The following is a 16564-nucleotide window of genomic DNA, read 5'->3' on the forward strand; positions in this document are numbered from 1 at the left end:
CGCCACGTTTCGTGCTGGGTGCTGAGTTTCGCGCGAGCGGGGTGGCCGCTTGCGAGACTCGAAGCGCGGCGCGACGCCTGGACACCTGAGCCCTAGAGTTTGCTTATGTCCGCTCACCCGCTCCGCCTCAAAGTCGGGGACTGGATTACCCGGCGCCATGTACATCTCGACGGTCTAAGGTGCGCCGTGTTGCTTCCGGACCGCCCGAGCGCGGACCTACGTGACTACCTTGAGTCGGTTGACCTCGGTCTCGTGTTCAAGGAGGGCAACGGATTCAACTACGAGCTTGCCGCGCCGAGCGTAACTGCGCAATGACTCGCCGTGCCGTCGGAATGTCGGCCGGAGCCCAATTCAGTTCGGCAAGCTCGTCGGCAGCGCACCATCGCAGCTCTGCGTGTTCGGTTGGGGCTGGCTCACCCGACGTGATCGTTGCGTAGTACGTGCTGAGCGTTACGTTGCCGAACGGATACTCGTGTGCCGTCGTCTCGATGTGTTCCCCGACCAGGGCGTGGACGCCGAGCTCCTCCTGAACCTCACGCATGAGGGCAGACTGCTCTGACTCGCATGGCTCCAGCTTCCCGCCAGGAAACTCCCACGTGCCAGGTAACTTCATCTGTTCGCCGCGCCGCGCCGCGAGCACGCGGCCGTCCTTGACGATCACCGCTCCAACGACGTGCACCATGCTTGAACGCTAATCCAGTACCGCAGCGGGGCCGAAGAAGCGCTCGAAGAACCCCTTCAGCGCTTGGCGATGCGGCCGACGTGGCACTCGACGTCGCGGAGCGGATTCGAGTTGGGCGCGGCCCATGGTGACCGCGGATCTATTGGGCTACCTGAGCGGCGTTGCCGAGGTCATGTGGTCGGTGCCGTGCGCCTTCAGGCGAGCGCAAGACCGCCTCGTTCTGCAGATAGGATCGGCAGCGTCAGCACACGGCTTGATTCGCTTGGAGACACATGGTTAAGCCTTGGCTGTCGGCCGTTGTCCGAGCCGCTATCGTCGACATGCCGGCAGACCGGCGCCGTTGTCGCGCGAACGTTCAGGACGGCGAATCCGACACCGGATCCGTTTGAATGTCGTGGACGGGGAGGGAGGGTGTCTGAGATGCGCATCATCGATAACGTCGGCATATTGCTTGGCGATGATCTGAAGTCGACGCTTGCGCCACGCTCTAAGGTACGGGTTGCCGCATCCGCGTTTTCGATCTTCGCCTTCGAGGCGCTGCGTGATGAACTCGAGAGTATCGAAGAGCTTGAGTTCATCTTCACCTCGCCGTCCTTCATGGCGGAGAAGGCGACCGACCGGATCCGTCGAGAGCGGAGAGAGTTCTTCATCCCGCATGCTGAGTCGACACTGTATGGGTCTGCGTTCGAGATCCGGCTGCGGAACAAGCTCACCCAGCGCGCTATCGCCCGGGAGTGCGCCGAATGGGTTCGGCGCAGAGTGACGTTCCGGTCCAACGCTACGGGCGCGCCGATGCAGGGCATGGCGGTTGTCGACAACGCGGCGGCCTACTTCCAGCTGCAGGGTTTCACCACAGCAGATCTTGGGTACGAGCGCGGCGATGCGATTTCGAACACGGTCACAAAGTTCGAAGGCGAGGACGAAGCTCGTCACTTCCTGACGCTGTTCGACCAGATCTGGAACAATCCGGATCAGCTCATCGACGTCACCGAGGCAGTGCGAGCCCACATCGCGAGCGTCTATGCCGAGAACAGCCCTGCGCGCATCTACTTCTTGATCCTCTACAACCTGTTTTCGGAGTTCCTCGACGACATCACTGAGGACGTGCTGCCGAACGACCGCACCGGCTATCAGGACACGAAGATCTGGCAGAGCCTGTACAACTTCCAGCGCGACGCCGCGACGGGCATCATCAATAAGCTCGAGACGTACAACGGCTGCATCCTGGCCGATAGCGTGGGCCTGGGGAAGACGTTCACGGCGCTCGCGGTGATCAAGTACTACGAGTTGCGCAACAAGAGCGTGATGGTGCTGGCTCCGAAGAAACTCGCCGAGAACTGGACGAATTACAACTCGCCGTACACGACGAACCTGTTCCACGAGGACCGCTTCGGCTACACCGTGCTGGCGCACACGGACCTGTCACGAACTCGCGGCGAGTCGCTCGGCAAGGACCTCGCCCGCGTCAACTGGGGCAACTTCGATCTCGTCGTGATCGACGAGTCGCACAACTTCCGCAACGCGGACTACGCGCACGAGCGAGAGAGCCGCTACCAGCGGCTCATGCGCCAGGTGATCCGCGAGGGCGTGAAGACCAAGGTGCTGATGCTATCGGCCACCCCGGTCAACAACCGCTTCAACGATCTCAAGAACCAGTTGCAGCTCGCCTACGAGGGCGAGAGCGAGGATCTCGCGAAGCAGTTGACGCTCTCGACCACTGTCGAGAACGTCTTTCGCGAGGCGCAACGCGCGTTCAACGACTGGTCGAAGCTCGATCCGGCGCAGCGCACGACGGATCGCATCCTGCAGATGCTCGACTTCGACTTCTTCGAGCTGCTCGACGCCGTCACGATCGCCCGGTCGCGCAAGCACATCCAGGCGTTCTACGACATGACCGACATCGGCGCCTTCCCGAAGCGTCTGCCCCCCAAAGCGATCCGGGAACCGCTGACGGATATCGCCGACGTCCCGAAGTTCGACGAGATCTTCGAGCGCCTGCAACTGCTCACACTTGCGGTCTATCGACCCCTCGACTACGTCCATGCGAGCCGCCGAGCGATTTACGAGGACGTCGACAAGTTTGTCGGTGGCGCGGGGCTGAAGGGGCGTCAAGAAGGCATCCGGAAGCTCATGACCGTGAACCTGCTCAAGCGCCTCGAGAGCTCTGTCGAGGCGTTCCGGCTCACGCTCGGTCGGATCGACCGGATCACCGATGCGACGCTCGCCCAGATTGAGCGTGGCGAAACTGTGGAGGGCGTCGGGGATGCCGGGCTTGATCTCGACACGGACGATCAGGACGATGCCGAGCTGAGCGCGTTCCTCGTCGGCGGAGGCGTGAAGATCGCGCTCCGCGACATCGACACCGAGTTGTGGCGCCACGATCTCGCGGTCGATCGCGAGGTGCTTTGCGGGTTGCTCGATGAAGCGAACCGCGTCGTCCCCGACCGCGACCTCAAGCTGCGCCGGCTGCTCACGACGATCGAGGAGAAGGTCGCGAACCCGCTCAACACTCAGCCCAACGGCAGCCCCAACCGCAAGGTTCTAGTTTTCTCGGCCTTCGCCGACACTGCCGAGTACCTGTATCGCGAGCTCGCGCCCGTCCTCGCACGACACGGCCTAGAGACCGCCGTCATCACGGGCGGCAACCACGGTGTGCGCACGACGCTCGGCACCGGATTCGGGGCGCAGGAGGCGATGACGCTCTTCTCGCCGCGCTCGAAAAGCCGCGACCTCACGATGCCCGGGGAGACGCGAGAGATCGACGTGCTCATCGGTACCGATGTGATCAGCGAGGGGCAGAACCTGCAGGACTGCGACTTCCTGATCAATTACGATATTCACTGGAACCCTGTCCGGATCATCCAGCGCTTCGGTCGCGTGGACCGGATCGGGTCCATAAACCAGGTCATCCAGCTGGTCAACTTCTGGCCGGACATCTCGCTCGACGCGTACATCAATCTGAAGGAGCGCGTAGAGGGCCGGATGACCATCGCCAATATCGCGGGTACCGGAGACGATAACGTGCTCGATCCCGGCGGTGCCGAAGCTGCTTACCGGCGCGAGCAGCTGCGGCGACTGCAGGACGACGTGATCGATCTCGAGGACGTGCGCGCTGGCGTCTCAATCACCGACCTCGGCCTCAACGACTTCCGTATGGACCTGCTTGGTTACATCAAGGAGCACGGCGACCTCGCGCGGAGCCCGAAGGGCCTGCATGCGGTGATCCCCGCGGACCCGGCCAAGGGGCTCGTGCCGGGCGCGATCTTCGCGTTGCGCAACGTGAACGCGCCGGACGACGTCAACCGGGGCAACCGCCTGCACCCGCACTACCTCGTCTACCTCGACGATAAGGGTCAGGTCGTGGCGGACCACACGGAGGCGAAGCGCTTGCTTGACCTGCTGCGTGCCGGATGCCGCGGCGTGGACGAGCCCGTGGCGGACGTCGCGGCGATTTTCAATGAGGCAACGCGTGACGGTGTCGATATGGCGACCTACTCGGGCCTGCTGACCGACGCGATCCGCTCGATGATCGAGGTCACCGACGAGCGAGACATCGACAGCCTCTTCACGCCCGGCACCACGACCGCGCTCACGCAAGGCATCGCGGGGCTCGATGACTTCGAGCTGCTCGCCTTCATCGCTGTCGTCGACCGCGAGGCGCGGCATGGCTGACGTGCTGTATGCGTGGCCCGCGGCGGCCGCCTTCGGCCGTCGCGTGCCGAAGGAGAAGCTCTACGCGCACGGATCCGTGACCACGGCCGTGCGCGAGCGCTTCGTCGACGAAGTGGCGAGCGTCGAGTGGGCGTACAAGCTCGCCGAGTCGACCGTTAACGTGCCGGGCGACGATGAGGTACCCGAGCTACAGGTCTTCCGCGTTACGGCCAAGGGCGAGGACGTGTCGACCGCCGTGCTCGCCGCAATCGACAACGCGGTTGCGTTTCCGCTCGTCTTCGAGATCGCGCGCAGCGACGCAGAGACCCGGATGACCGCGGCGATGCAGAAGTCGGGCACGTATCACTCGACCGGATGGATGCCCTCGGGCCACGAGCGCGCGCCGCTGCCGACCGCGATCACCCTGTCCGCGCTGTACGCGGCGATCCTCGAGCCGCTGCTCCCTGTCGCCGGCCGCGCGGCCGAGAGCCCGGCGGAGCTGGCCGGTCGCTTGAAGCGCATCGACCAGCTCGAACGACAGGTCGCCGCCGCCGAACGCCGGCTCCGGAACGAACCCCAACTCAACCGCAAGCTCGAAATCCGCCGCGCGCTGACTGCGTTGCGGAGCGAGCTCGAAGCACAGAGGTAGCACCCCTTGGAGAAACTGCGCATGACATCGCCCGACCTCACCCAGGCGAACATCGACAAGCTCGCCGAGCTGTTTCCGAGTGTCGTGACCGAGACCCGCGACGCCGACGGCGCGGTCAAGCGCGCGATCGACTTCGATGCCCTGCGGCAGGAGCTCTCCGACCACATCGTCGAGGGCCCGCAGGAGCGCTACCAGCTCGACTGGCCCGGCAAGCGGGCCGCCGCTTTCGCAGCCAACGCCCCCATCGCGAAGACCCTCCGCCCCGTGCGCGAGGAATCGGTCGACTTCGACACCACCGAGAACCTCTTCATCGAGGGCGACAACCTCGACGCCCTCAAGCTGCTGCAGGAGTCGTACCTGGGCAAGGTCAGGCTCATCTACATCGACCCGCCGTACAACACGGGGAACGACTTCGTATACAACGACGACTTTGCGCAGACCACGGCGGAGTATCTGGCGCGGTCTAGCATGCTTGACGAGTCGGGAGCGCGGTTGGCGACGAACGCGGAGTCGAATGGTCGGTTTCATTCAGACTGGCTTGACATGATCTATCCTCGCCTCAAGCTGGCCCGAAATCTACTCACCGAGGACGGCTACATCGTAATCAGTATCGACGATGCTGAATTTTCCGCGATGGAGATTCTCCTCGACGAGGTCCTTGGCGCCGAGAATAAGCTCGCGGTTTTGGTGTGGGATCGCAACAGGAAGAACGATGCAAGGTTCTTTTCGGTCGGGCACGAGTATATGCTTGTGTATGCTCGATCGAAGCAAGTCCTCTCCGATCTGGGCACGCGCCTTCGTGAACCGCAACAGGGCATCGAGGAAGCTCGCGCCGAGTACTCCAAGCTTCGCGCCCAGTACGGCGAGGATTGGGATGCCATTCAGGTTGGATGGCGCAAGTGGACATCATCGTTCCCTGCGACAGATGAGCGACGGAAATTGGGGCGCTTTAGTAAGGTGGGACCTCGTGGCCCTTTCCGCGACGATGGGAACATCTCGTGGCCTGGTGGCGGCGGACCACGTTATGTTGTGCTGCACCCGGTGTCCGGCAAGCCATGCAAGGTCCCCGAGGGCGGCTGGCGCTACCCGAAGAAGGAATCGTTCGACAAGGCGGTCGCTGAAGGAAGGGTGGTTTTCGGCCCCGACGAGACCACCCTACCTCGCCAAATACGGTACCTGTTTGAGTCGGAAGGTCTCGTTATGGGGTCAGTTCACTATAGCTATGCACAGACTGCCGCGGTCGAGTTTCACGCACTCATGGGCGGGCGCGTCTTTGACAACCCGAAGAACTGGAAAGATCTTCGTAGGCTCATCGCCTATTTGACTGGTCCCGACGACATCATCCTCGATTTCTTTGGCGGGTCGGGATCTACCGCGCACGCTGTTATTGATCTGAATGTCTCCACACAGAGCTCGAGGCGGTTCATTCTCGTGCAAATTGCGGAACGGGTACCTGCGGGGAGCCCAGCGGCTGCGGCCGGTTACGGGTCCATCGCTGATATTGCTCGTGATCGTCTGCGCCGGATTGAGGCGGCTTCGCCGCAACCACAGGGTTATCGCGCATTCCGAATTGACACCACCAACATGGCGGACGTCCTCCGCACACCAGACGAGACGAACCAGCTCGACCTCGGTGAGCGCGCGTCAAGCATTAAGCCCGACCGCACGGGCGAGGACCTCCTCTTCCAGGTGCTCCTCGACTGGGGCCTCGAACTGACCCTCCCGATTCGACGGGAGCAGATTGACGGGCGCGAGGTGTTCGTGGTCGACGACGGTGGGCTCATCGCGTGCTTCGACGAGAGCGTGACGCCGGCAGTCGTGCGGGCGGTTGCCGAGCGGCAGCCGGTGCGCGCGGTGTTCCGCGACGACGGGTTCGCGACCGACGCCGAGCGCATCAACGCCGAGCAGGTCTTCGCCGAGGTGTCGCCGGACACCTCCGTCAAGACCATCTGAACGAGGCCCGGATGAAACTTCAGTTCAAGACGCAGGACTATCAGACCGACGCGGTCAACGCGGTCGTGGACGTATTCGCGGGCCAGTTGAAGGACGCCGGCGTCACTTACCGTATCGATCCCGGTCGTGCGAAGGATGGCCAGACGACCATCGAGCTCGGCCCCGGTCTGCGCAACGCCCCCATCGCACTCTCGGCGAGCCAGCTGCTCGCGAACATCCGAGCAATCCAGGCGGGCAAGGGTCTGAATCAGTCGACCGAACTCGCGACGAGCAAGGCCGCGCCAGGTGCGCCGAACCTCACAGTCGAAATGGAGACGGGAACCGGCAAGACCTACGTCTATATCAAGACCATGATGGAGATGCATCGCCGCTACGGATGGTCGAAGTTCATCGTCGTCGTCCCGTCGATCGCGATCCGCGAGGGCGTCAAGAAGACGTTCGATGTGACGGCTGAGCACTTCATGGAGGAGTACAAGACCAAGCCGCGCGCGTTCATCTACAACTCCGCGCAACTGCACGAACTCGAGCGGTTCAGCTCGGATGCCGGGGTGCAGGTGATGATCATCAACATCCAGGCCTTCAATGCCACCGGCAAGGACCAGCGGCGCATCTACGACGAGCTCGACGACTTCCAGTCCCGCAGGCCGATCGACGTCATCAGCGCCAACCGACCGATCGTCATCATTGACGAGCCCCAGCGCTTCGGCGAGGAGTTCGACAACAAGGGCAAGCCGAAGAAGGCATCGGCCTCGCTCGAAGCGCTGGCGAAGTTCGATCCGCTGATGGTGTTGCGCTACTCCGCGACGCACAAGCCGTTCCACGAATACAACAAGGTGTACCGACTCGACGCGGTCGACGCGTACAACGCAAAGCTGGTGAAGAAGATCGGCGTGCGCGGCCTTACCGTGCGGGGCCTGGCCGGCTCCACCGCCTACATCTACCTTGACGCGATCGAGGTGAAGAAGGGCGCGCCGCCCACCGCGCGCATCGAGATGGAGGTGCAGACGGGCACCGGCATCCGGCGGCTCGTGAAGCGCGTCACCAAGGGCAGCAGGCTGCACGACCTGGCGAACGGCGTCGAGGCGTACAAGGATCTCGTGGTCACCGATGTCGACGCAGTGCGCGACATCATCGAGCTGTCAACAGGTGATGTCCTTCACGCAGGTGAGGCCACGCTCGACGTGACCGAGGAGCAGAAACGTCGCATCCAGATACGCGAGGTCATCCGGTCCCACATCGAGAAGGAGCGCACGCTCCATCCACAGGGCATCAAGGTGCTCTCCCTGTTCTTCATTGACGAGGTCGCGAAGTACCGCGACTACGACCGCGAGGACACGCTCGGCGACTACGCGCGAATCTTCGAGGAGGAGTACGAACTGATCCGAGCCGAGGTGCTCGCCGAGCTTGAGATGGACGATGCCTTCGCGATCTACCAGGAATACTTGCGCCGCGACGCCGCGCGCGACGTGCACGGCGGGTACTTCTCGATCGACAAGAAGACGGGACGCCAGATCGATCCGAGGATCGCCGCTCGTGGGGACGAGAAGGGGCAGGCTACCGAGGCGGGCGACTACGACCTGATCCTGAAGGACAAGGAGAAGCTGCTCGACCTCGCGACTCCCCTGCGCTTCCTGTTCTCGCACTCCGCGCTCCGCGAGGGCTGGGACAACCCCAACGTCTTCGTCATGGGGATGCTCAAGAAGAGTGACAACTCGGTGTCGCGTCGCCAAGAGGTTGGGCGCGGCCTCCGCATCGCGGTGAACCAGCACGGTGAGCGGATGGATCATCCTGCCACCGTGCACGAGATCAACGAGCTCACGGTCGTGTGCGACGAGTCATACCAGGAGTTCGTCGACGGCCTGCAGAACGAGATCGCCGCCTCGCTCTCCGCGCGGCCTCGGAAGGCGACCGAAGAGTACTTCACGGGTCGCACTTATCGCGATGGGTCGGGCATCGAGGCGCTGGTTGACGAGGCGCTGGCGAAGCAGCTGGTGCGGTATCTGATCAAGAACGACTACATCGGCGACGACGACACGGTCACACAGGCGTATAAGGACGCGCGTGAGGTGGGAGAGCTCGCTCCGGCGCCCGAGGCACTCGCGCCGGTAGTCGACTTCCTCCTGCCGCTGGTCGACGCTCTGTACCTCGACATGCCGGTTCCCAGGAATGATCGCAAGCCGAAGCCGATCCCATTCAACCGGGAGAATTTCGAGAAGAAGGAGTTCCAGGCACTCTGGAATCGCATCAACCACCGTGTCGTGTACCAGGTCGACTTCGACTCGAGCGAGCTGATCGACAACTGCGTCGACGCGCTCGATGCGCAGCTGCACGTGGCATCGCTGCAGTACGTCGTGCAGACGGGCAGTCAACGCGACGCGTTGGATGTCGACGCGCTCGAACGCGGCACGGGCTTCACCGTGTCGGAAACGCGCACGCACACCGAGGAGCTGAGCGCGAGGTCACAGGTGAAGTACGACCTGCTGGGTGAGATCACAGAGAAGACCCACCTCACGCGGCGCACCGTCGCGAAGATTCTTCGCGACGTGAAGCCATCGACCTTCGCGAAGTTCCGGCTCAATCCGGAGCAGTTCATAACTGAGACGGCGCGCATTATCAATGAGCAGAAGGCGACGCTGATCGTCAACAAGTTGACGTACGACACGCTGGAGGACCGCTTCGACTCGACGATCTTCACCCAGAACCAGACGGCGCAGGACTTCACTAAGGCGGGTCAGCGGCTCAAGCGCCACGTCTACGATTACGTCGTGACCGATTCGAAGGTCGAGCGTGACTTCGTCTCCGCCCTCGATACGAGCACCGAAGTCGCGGTCTACGCGAAGCTGCCGCGCGGATTCTTCATCCCGACGCCGGTCGGCGACTACAACCCAGACTGGGCGATCGCCTTCACCGAAGGCAGCGTCAAGCACGTGTACTTCGTGGCCGAGACCAAGGGGTCTCTGTCGTCGCTGCAGCTGAAGGGCGTCGAGAATGCCAAGATCGACTGCGCCCGCAAGTACTTCGAAGCCCTCGAACGCGACAACAGCGCGGCTGTGAAGTACGGTGTGGTCACCAGCTACGCCGAACTCATGCAGTTGGTGTCGGCATAGGTAGGCGCGGTGTCTAGCTCGGTCCGTTGGCCGACAGGCGCGAGAGCTCCTCGATATCACATGACGTCAGCCAACGCGCAGCCTTCGCCAGGCGGCAGGCTGCGGTCAGAAGCGGGCACCGGAAGGTCCGAGATCTTCCACCGCAACGCCCGTACGCGCGGAGCATCGACAGAGATCGATGGAGGTCACGGGTAGACGGGGGAGGCCGGCTAAGTCGAGACCGGGTACGCGGCCTCTTGGCGGCGGCGCGTTTCGTCTCGGTCGCTGCGCGCCCTCGCTCAACGACCGGGAGTGGCGCGCCGGCGTTCGTCTCGGTCGCCTGTGGCTCCCTCGCTCAACGACCGGGGGCGCGGCGCTCAACGACCGGGGGCGCGGCGCTCAACGACCGAGGGCGCGACAGGGCGCGACCGGGCGCGACCGGGGGCCTCAGTCCCGCCAGCCGATCCCCGCCCCGGTGATCCGTCTCTGTGCCTCCTCGGGGGCCACCGGCTCACCGACATCCGACCCGCGCTCCAGCCCCACCGCGGAGTGCACGATCGTGTCGCGGTACACGTGCACGAGGTTGTAGCCCTGCGTGGCATCCTGCCCGCGGGTCGCGCCCGGCGGCTGGGCGAGGTCCTGGCCGTACGCGCTCGACGAGGCGACCGCGACCGGGATGCCGGCGAACGTGCCGAACGAGGGATGGTGCATGTGCCCCGACAGGATCGCGCGCACATCTGTACCGGCGATCGCGTCGGCGAGACGGGCCTGGCCGCGCAACTCGACCGTCACCGCGAGATCGAGCACGGTCGGCAGCGGCGGGTGGTGGATGAGCAGGATGCTGCCGGCCGGCGCCGGCGTCGCCAGCTCTCCGCGGAGCCAGGCGAGCTGCTCGTCATCGATCTCGCCCCAGTGCGCTCCCGGCACGGTCGAGTCGAGCGCGATCACGCGCAGGCCGCCGAACCAGTCCACCGACACGATCGGCTCGTCGCCGTCGCCGTCCAGCAGCTCGGCGCGGAACGCGGCGCGGTCGTCGTGGTTGCCTGCCGCCCACACCACCGGGCAGCCCAGGGTGGACGCGGCCTCGCCGACCAGCCCGCGCAGCCGCCGGTACGCGGTGCGGTCGCCCTTGTCGGTGAGGTCGCCGGTGAGCAGCAGCGCGTCGGGGCGCAGACCGCTGTCGACGAGCCGCTCCAGCAGCAGCGACAGGTTGCCGTCGGCGTCCGCTCCGCCGTACAGCGGCGTGCGCTCGGCGGGCAGGTGGGTGTCCGAGAGGTGCACGAAGGTGTGCGAGGGGCGGGGATGCTCGGTGAGGATCATGCTCTTTCCTGGTGTGCGGACACGGTCGTCTCCCGACACGGTCGGGTCATGGGTCGGCTCGGGGCGCGGCAGCGGTCGCCCCCGTCACGAGCTCGCCGGCGAACCCGCGCCGGACCGTCTCCTCCGGGGCATCCGGTCCGAGCAGCCGCTGCATGGTCTCCACGGCCGCGGCCGCGACCTGCTCCACGGGGATGCGCACCGTCGTCAGTCCCAGCAGATCGGCCCCGGGCAGCACGCCGTCGCAGCCGGTCACGCTCACCCCGCCGGGCACGTCGATGCCGGCGTCCCGCGCGGCTCGCAGCATCGCCAGCTGCCGCGGATCCGACGCGCACATCACCGCGGTCGCCCCGGCCCGCAGCGCGTCGAGCGCCTGGGGCACGCCGTCCTCGGGCCGCGCGCCCGCGGCGATCATGGTGACCTCGGCCCCGGCATCCGTCAGCGCCTCCTGCATCGCCCGCGCCCGCAGCTGCTCCGTGAAGGAGTACTCCGGACCCGCCGCGAGCACGGCCACCCGCCGGTGCCCGAGCCCGAGCAGGTGCGCGGCCAGCATCCGTCCGTGCGCCTGCTCGTCGTAGTACACCGCGTGGATCCGGCCCTCGGCCTCGACCCGCCCGGCGCGCAGGATCGGCACCTGATCCGCGAACGGCTGCAGCTGCTCGGTGGTCACCCCGCCGGTCGCGACGATCAGCCCGGCCACGCGCATCCCGAGCAGCCGGTGCAGGGCGTCCACCTGCCGCGCCCCCTGCTGGTCGGCCCCGATCCCGACGGTCACCGTCACGAGATCGAGCCCGCGTCGGTGCGCCTCGTCCTGCAGCAGCGAGAACAGCAGCCCGTACGCCGGGTTGCTGGCATCGCGCAGCATCAGCCCGACCGTGCGGGTGCGGCCGGCGGCGAGCTCGGCGGCCATCGTGTTGCGCACGTATCCCAGCCGCTCGGCGGTCTTCAGGATGCGGCGGCGGGTCTCCTCGGCGATCCGCCCCTCGCCCTTCAGCGCTCGCGTGGCGGTCGCCCGCGAGACGCCCGCGGCGGAGGCGACGTCGTTGATCGTGACGTGCAGCGGTGAACGCGGATCGCTCATGCCGAGCGCGACCCCCTCGACCGCGCCCGCCGCGCGACCCGCCGCGGTGCCCCAACGCGCGAACCACGTCCATACACGAGGTACATCGTGACACCCATGATGACCATCAGCAGCACCGTGTACACGAACGTGATCGGCATGGCGTCGAGGTTGTTCTCGCCGCGCGTGCTCTCCTGGATCGCGACGCCCAGCGGCGGGTACAGCGGGTGGTACAGGAAGATCGCCGCGTCGTAGTCGTCGAGCAGGCTGTTGAAGTTCAGCGCCGTGATCGCCGCCGCCGTGGGCAGCACCAGCGGGATCAGCACCCGCCGGAACGTGGTCAGCGACCGCGCTCCGAGGATGCGGGACGCGTCCTCCAGCGAGTCCGGCACCGACGCGAACGCCGCCTTCAGCAGCCGCAGCGTGAACGGGATCTTCACGCTGATGTAGGCGATCAGCAGCAGCACCGGCGTACCGGTGAGCACGATGTTCCCGACCAGAGCCTGCGGCCTGTCGAAGGCCATCACCAGCCCGAGCGCGATCAGCACGATCGGCAGGATCCACGGGATGTGCAGCACGTACTCCAGGAACGCGGTGACGGCGTTGCGGTGCTTCTGCAGCATCCGTGCCACGAACAGCAGCCCGCCGACGACGACCACCGACGCGAGCGCGCTGTACACGACGCTGACCAGGAACGGCCGCAGCGCCGCCGCACTGCTGAACACGGTGATGTAGTTCTGCAGCGTGAAGCTGTCGAGCGTGATCGACCCGGCCAGGATGCTGCGCGCGTCGACGAACGAGAACACCACGATCAGCACCACCGGGATCAGGTAGATCACCCAGAGCAGATACGCGATCACGTGCACGACGACGTTCGCGACGGGGTTCCGGATCGGCTGCTTCTGGATCGGCGTGGCCACCTTCGCGACCGAGAAGTACACGCCCGACTTCTCGGCGCGGTTCATGATCGCCAGCAGGATGATCGTCGCGACGCCCAGGATGATCGCCAGCAGTGCCGCGATGTCGCGGGTGATCGGGCTGCGCGACAGGTCGATGATCAGCGGCGCCACGGTCTGGAAGTCGGGTCCGCCGAGCACCAGTGGGGCGGTCAGCGCGCCCAGGCCGATGAGGAAGGTGAGCACGGTGACGGCGAACAGCATCGGCTTCATCACCGGCAGCACGATGCGGCGCAGGATCGTCCACGACGAGGCGCCCATCAGCTTCGCGGCCTCGATCGACGCGTAGTCGACCTTCGCCAACGACGACGACAGGAACAGCATGTGGTTCGTGGTCGTCGCGAAGGTCATCACGAACACCACGGCGAAGTAACCCGAGAACCAGTCACGGTTCAGGTCGGGGTTCAGGTTCGCCATCAGGTTGGTGACGAACCCGAACCGTCCGTAGATGAAGTTGTAGCCGGCGGCGAGCACGATGCCGCCGTAGATCAGGGTGGTCGCGTAGCCGAGCCAGAGCAGGCGGGCGCCGCGGATGCGGAAGTACTGCGTCACCAGCACGATGAACACGCCCACGACGTTCACCGTGATCGACAGGGTCACCGCGAGCAGGAAGCTGTTGCCGAGGGTGCGCATCGCCCTCTCGCTGCGCAGCAGCTTCTCGATCGCGCCGAGGCTGAACTCGCCGTCCGGGAAGAACGTGGTGCCCAGCAGCACGACGTTCGGCAGCACGAGGAACGCCGCCGCGAACCACAGCACGACAACGCCGGTCACCCAGGCGAGGGGTGAGCGGAGCATGGCACGGATGCCGCCGGCGCTGCCGCTCCGCGAACCGCGCGTCCTTCGCCCCCGAGCGCGGGCGGCGCCACGCTCGCCGCGCTCGCCGGTGCCATCGCGCTCGCCGTCGCGCTCGCGGGTGACGTCGGATGCCGCGACGCCGGTGAGCAGGCCGGCCTCACCGGGCAGCGCTGCCTCGGGCGGCGGGACGGGGGTCTTCGGGTCGTTCATCTCACACCGCCGGATACTGCAGCACCCAGCGCGGGTCGACGCCGATCCGCACCGCGTCGCCGGCGTCCCACCGGCGCGTGCCCGCCCCCGCCGGGACGCTCACGCGCAGCGCGGCATCCGCCACCGCCACCGTGTACACGCTGTGGCTGCCGTGGTACGTGCGGCCGGTCACGGTGCCGTCCAGCACCGCGGATGCCGGGCTCGGATCGTCGACGCCGGCCAGGTGCAGCTTCTCGGGGCGGACGTAGCTCTCGGCGGAGGCGTCGAGCCCTCCGGCATCCGCGATCCGGTCGAGGATGCCGGAGGTGAGGCGATTGCTCTCGCCGATGAACCGGCACACGAACGCGGTGGCGCTGCGGTCGTAGATCTCCTCGGGGGTGCCGACCTGCTGCAGCCGGCCGGACTCGAGCACCGCGATCTGGTCGCTGAGGGTGAGCGCCTCCTCCTGGTCGTGCGTGACGTAGACCGTGGTGACGCCGACCTGGTGCTGCAGCTCCTTCAACTGCTGGCGCAGCTGGACGCGCAGCTTGGCGTCGAGGTTGGACAGCGGCTCGTCGAGCAGCAGGATGCGCGGAGTCAGCACGAGCGCGCGGGCGATCGCGACGCGCTGCTGCTGACCGCCGGAGAGCTCGGCGACGTTCTTGTCGAGCTGGGAGGCGGCGAGCCCGGTGCGTTCGGCCACCTCGTCCACGAGCCGGCGCTGTTCGGCCTTGGGCACCTTGCGGATGGCGAGCCCGAACGCGATGTTGTCGCGCACGCTCATGCTCGGGAACAGTGCGTAGTTCTGGAACACCATGCCCACGCCGCGCTTCTCGCTCGGCACGCGCGTGACGTCGCGCCCGGCGATGTGGATGCGGCCGCCGGTGGGCTCGATGAAGCCGGCCAGCGCACGAAGGGCGGTGGTCTTGCCGCATCCGGACGGACCCAGGAGGGTGAAGAACTCACCCTCCTGGATCTCCAGGTCCAGATGCGAGACCGCGGTGTGGTCGCCGAAGGCGACCTCGACGTCGTCGAACCGGATCATCGCGTCATTCCGTCGTTCAGCTCGTTCAGCCGATGTACTCGAGCGTGACCTTCTCGACCCACTCGCCGAGGTGCTCGCCGACGAAGTCGAAGTCGATCTCCTGGCGCGGCAGGCTCTCCATCAGCTCGACGACCTCAGGGTTGGCCTGGTCGATGGCGCCCTCGTTGACCGGCATGGCGTTGAACTCGGCCGCGAACTCGCCCTGCACCTCGGCGCTGCCGAACCAGTCGATGAACTCCTGCGCCTGCTCCTCGTTGCCCGAGCCGGCGATGGGGGCGATCTGCTCGGTGACGTACGGCACGCCGTACTCGGGGACGATGATCCCCGTCTTCGTGCCGTACTCGGCGTCGCGGGCGGCGATGCCGCTGGACGGCAGCACACCGTAGTCGACCTCGCCGCGGGTGATCCGGGCGTACAGGTCGGTGCCCTCGACCGCGGGGGAGCCGTTGGTGTAGTACGACTCGACGAGCTTCCAGCCCTTGTCGCTGACACCGAGGTCGCCGTCCTCGTCGAGGTTCTCGGTGAGGATGCTGGCGAGCACGAGCTGCGGGGTGGCCTGGCCGAGCGCCGGGTTCACCTCGTAGCGGCCCTTGTAGGTCTCGTCGGTCCACAGCGTCTCGAGGTCGGCGGGCGGGTCGGTCACCCGGTTCTCGTCGTAGACCGTGACGATGGCCTGCTCGACCAGCGGCCAGTAGGCGCCGTCCTTCGCGTCGCCGGCTTCCTGCGGCACCTCGCCGCTCCACTCCGGCTCGTAGGCGGTGATGGCCTCCTCGGCCTTGAGCTGCTCGAAGAACATGTTGTTCAGGCCGAAGACGACGTCGCCGACCGGGTTGTTCTTCTCGGCGATGATGCGGTTGGTGAGATCCGCGCCGCCGAGCCCGACGATCTCGATGTCGAAGCCCGCCTTCTTGGCCTTCTCCACGATCCACTCGCCGCGACCGTCGCTGTTGGAGTTGGTGTAGACGATGAGGGTGCCGCCCTCGTCGCCGCCGCTTCCGCCTTCCGTGGCCTCGCCGGCCGGCTCCGCGGCAGCCGTGCAGCCGGTGAGTGCCAGTGCCGTGATCGTCGCCGCCCCGATGAGGGTCCAGCGCCTCTTCCGCATGTCGGCCATGGTCGTCCTTTCTCGCCTTCGAGGGTGTGTCCTATCCGACACTACCCATTTCTTGTAGCCAACGCACAAA

General features: G+C 65.9%; 10 protein-coding genes. 4 read left to right on the forward strand and 6 right to left on the reverse strand.

Annotation, left to right across the window (positions count from 1 at the left end):
* Positions 1-274: 274 nt before the first annotated feature.
* Entirely contained in the window at positions 275-682 is a 408-nt protein-coding gene (locus JRG78_RS00505; RefSeq protein ID WP_259607075.1) for a (deoxy)nucleoside triphosphate pyrophosphohydrolase, read from the reverse strand.
* Positions 683-1102: 420 nt separating this feature from the next.
* On the opposite strand from JRG78_RS00505, the gene JRG78_RS00510 reads away from it, so the two are divergent.
* Genes JRG78_RS00510 through JRG78_RS00525 form a run of 4 tightly spaced genes read left to right on the forward strand, consistent with a single transcriptional unit; the run spans position 1103 to position 10042 of the window.
* Positions 1103-4354: a helicase-related protein gene (locus JRG78_RS00510; protein ID WP_259607076.1), complete on the forward strand. Its 3252-nt coding sequence runs from the start codon at positions 1103-1105 to the stop codon at positions 4352-4354.
* Positions 4347-4982 (forward strand): DUF4391 domain-containing protein, encoded by a 636-nt coding sequence (locus JRG78_RS00515; protein WP_259607077.1) that lies wholly within the window; start codon positions 4347-4349, stop codon positions 4980-4982. The genes JRG78_RS00510 and JRG78_RS00515 overlap by 8 nt, the downstream gene beginning before the upstream one ends.
* Before the next feature lie 21 nt (positions 4983-5003).
* Positions 5004-6935: a site-specific DNA-methyltransferase gene (locus JRG78_RS00520; RefSeq protein ID WP_259607078.1), complete on the forward strand. Its 1932-nt coding sequence runs from the start codon at positions 5004-5006 to the stop codon at positions 6933-6935.
* Between the two features lie 11 nt (positions 6936-6946).
* Positions 6947-10042: a type III restriction-modification system endonuclease gene (locus JRG78_RS00525; RefSeq protein WP_259607079.1), complete on the forward strand. Its 3096-nt coding sequence runs from the start codon at positions 6947-6949 to the stop codon at positions 10040-10042.
* Between the two features lie 426 nt (positions 10043-10468).
* On the opposite strand, the gene JRG78_RS00530 is transcribed toward JRG78_RS00525, so the two are convergent.
* The 5 genes from JRG78_RS00530 to JRG78_RS00550 form a co-directional block, all read right to left on the reverse strand.
* Positions 10469-11341 carry a metallophosphoesterase gene (locus JRG78_RS00530; protein WP_259607080.1) on the reverse strand — a complete coding sequence of 291 codons (873 nt, stop codon included), beginning with the start codon at positions 11339-11341 and terminating at the stop codon, positions 10469-10471.
* Between the two features lie 46 nt (positions 11342-11387).
* A complete protein-coding gene (locus tag JRG78_RS00535) occupies positions 11388-12419 on the reverse strand; it encodes a LacI family DNA-binding transcriptional regulator (RefSeq protein ID WP_259607081.1) in 1032 nt (343 codons plus the stop codon).
* Positions 12416-14149, reverse strand: coding sequence for an ABC transporter permease (locus tag JRG78_RS00540; protein ID WP_259608222.1), 1734 nt, complete (start codon positions 14147-14149; stop codon positions 12416-12418). The genes JRG78_RS00535 and JRG78_RS00540 overlap by 4 nt, the downstream gene beginning before the upstream one ends.
* A gap of 211 nt (positions 14150-14360) precedes the next feature.
* Positions 14361-15383, reverse strand: coding sequence for an ABC transporter ATP-binding protein (locus JRG78_RS00545; protein ID WP_259607082.1), 1023 nt, complete (start codon positions 15381-15383; stop codon positions 14361-14363).
* Between the two features lie 25 nt (positions 15384-15408).
* On the reverse strand, positions 15409-16494 hold the full coding sequence (locus JRG78_RS00550; protein WP_259607083.1) for an extracellular solute-binding protein: 1086 nt from the start codon (positions 16492-16494) through the stop codon (positions 15409-15411).
* Positions 16495-16564 lie beyond the last annotated feature (70 nt).

The sequence above is a fragment of the Microbacterium sp. EF45047 genome (assembly GCF_028472845.1).
GTDB lineage: Bacteria > Actinomycetota > Actinomycetes > Actinomycetales > Microbacteriaceae > Microbacterium > Microbacterium neungamense.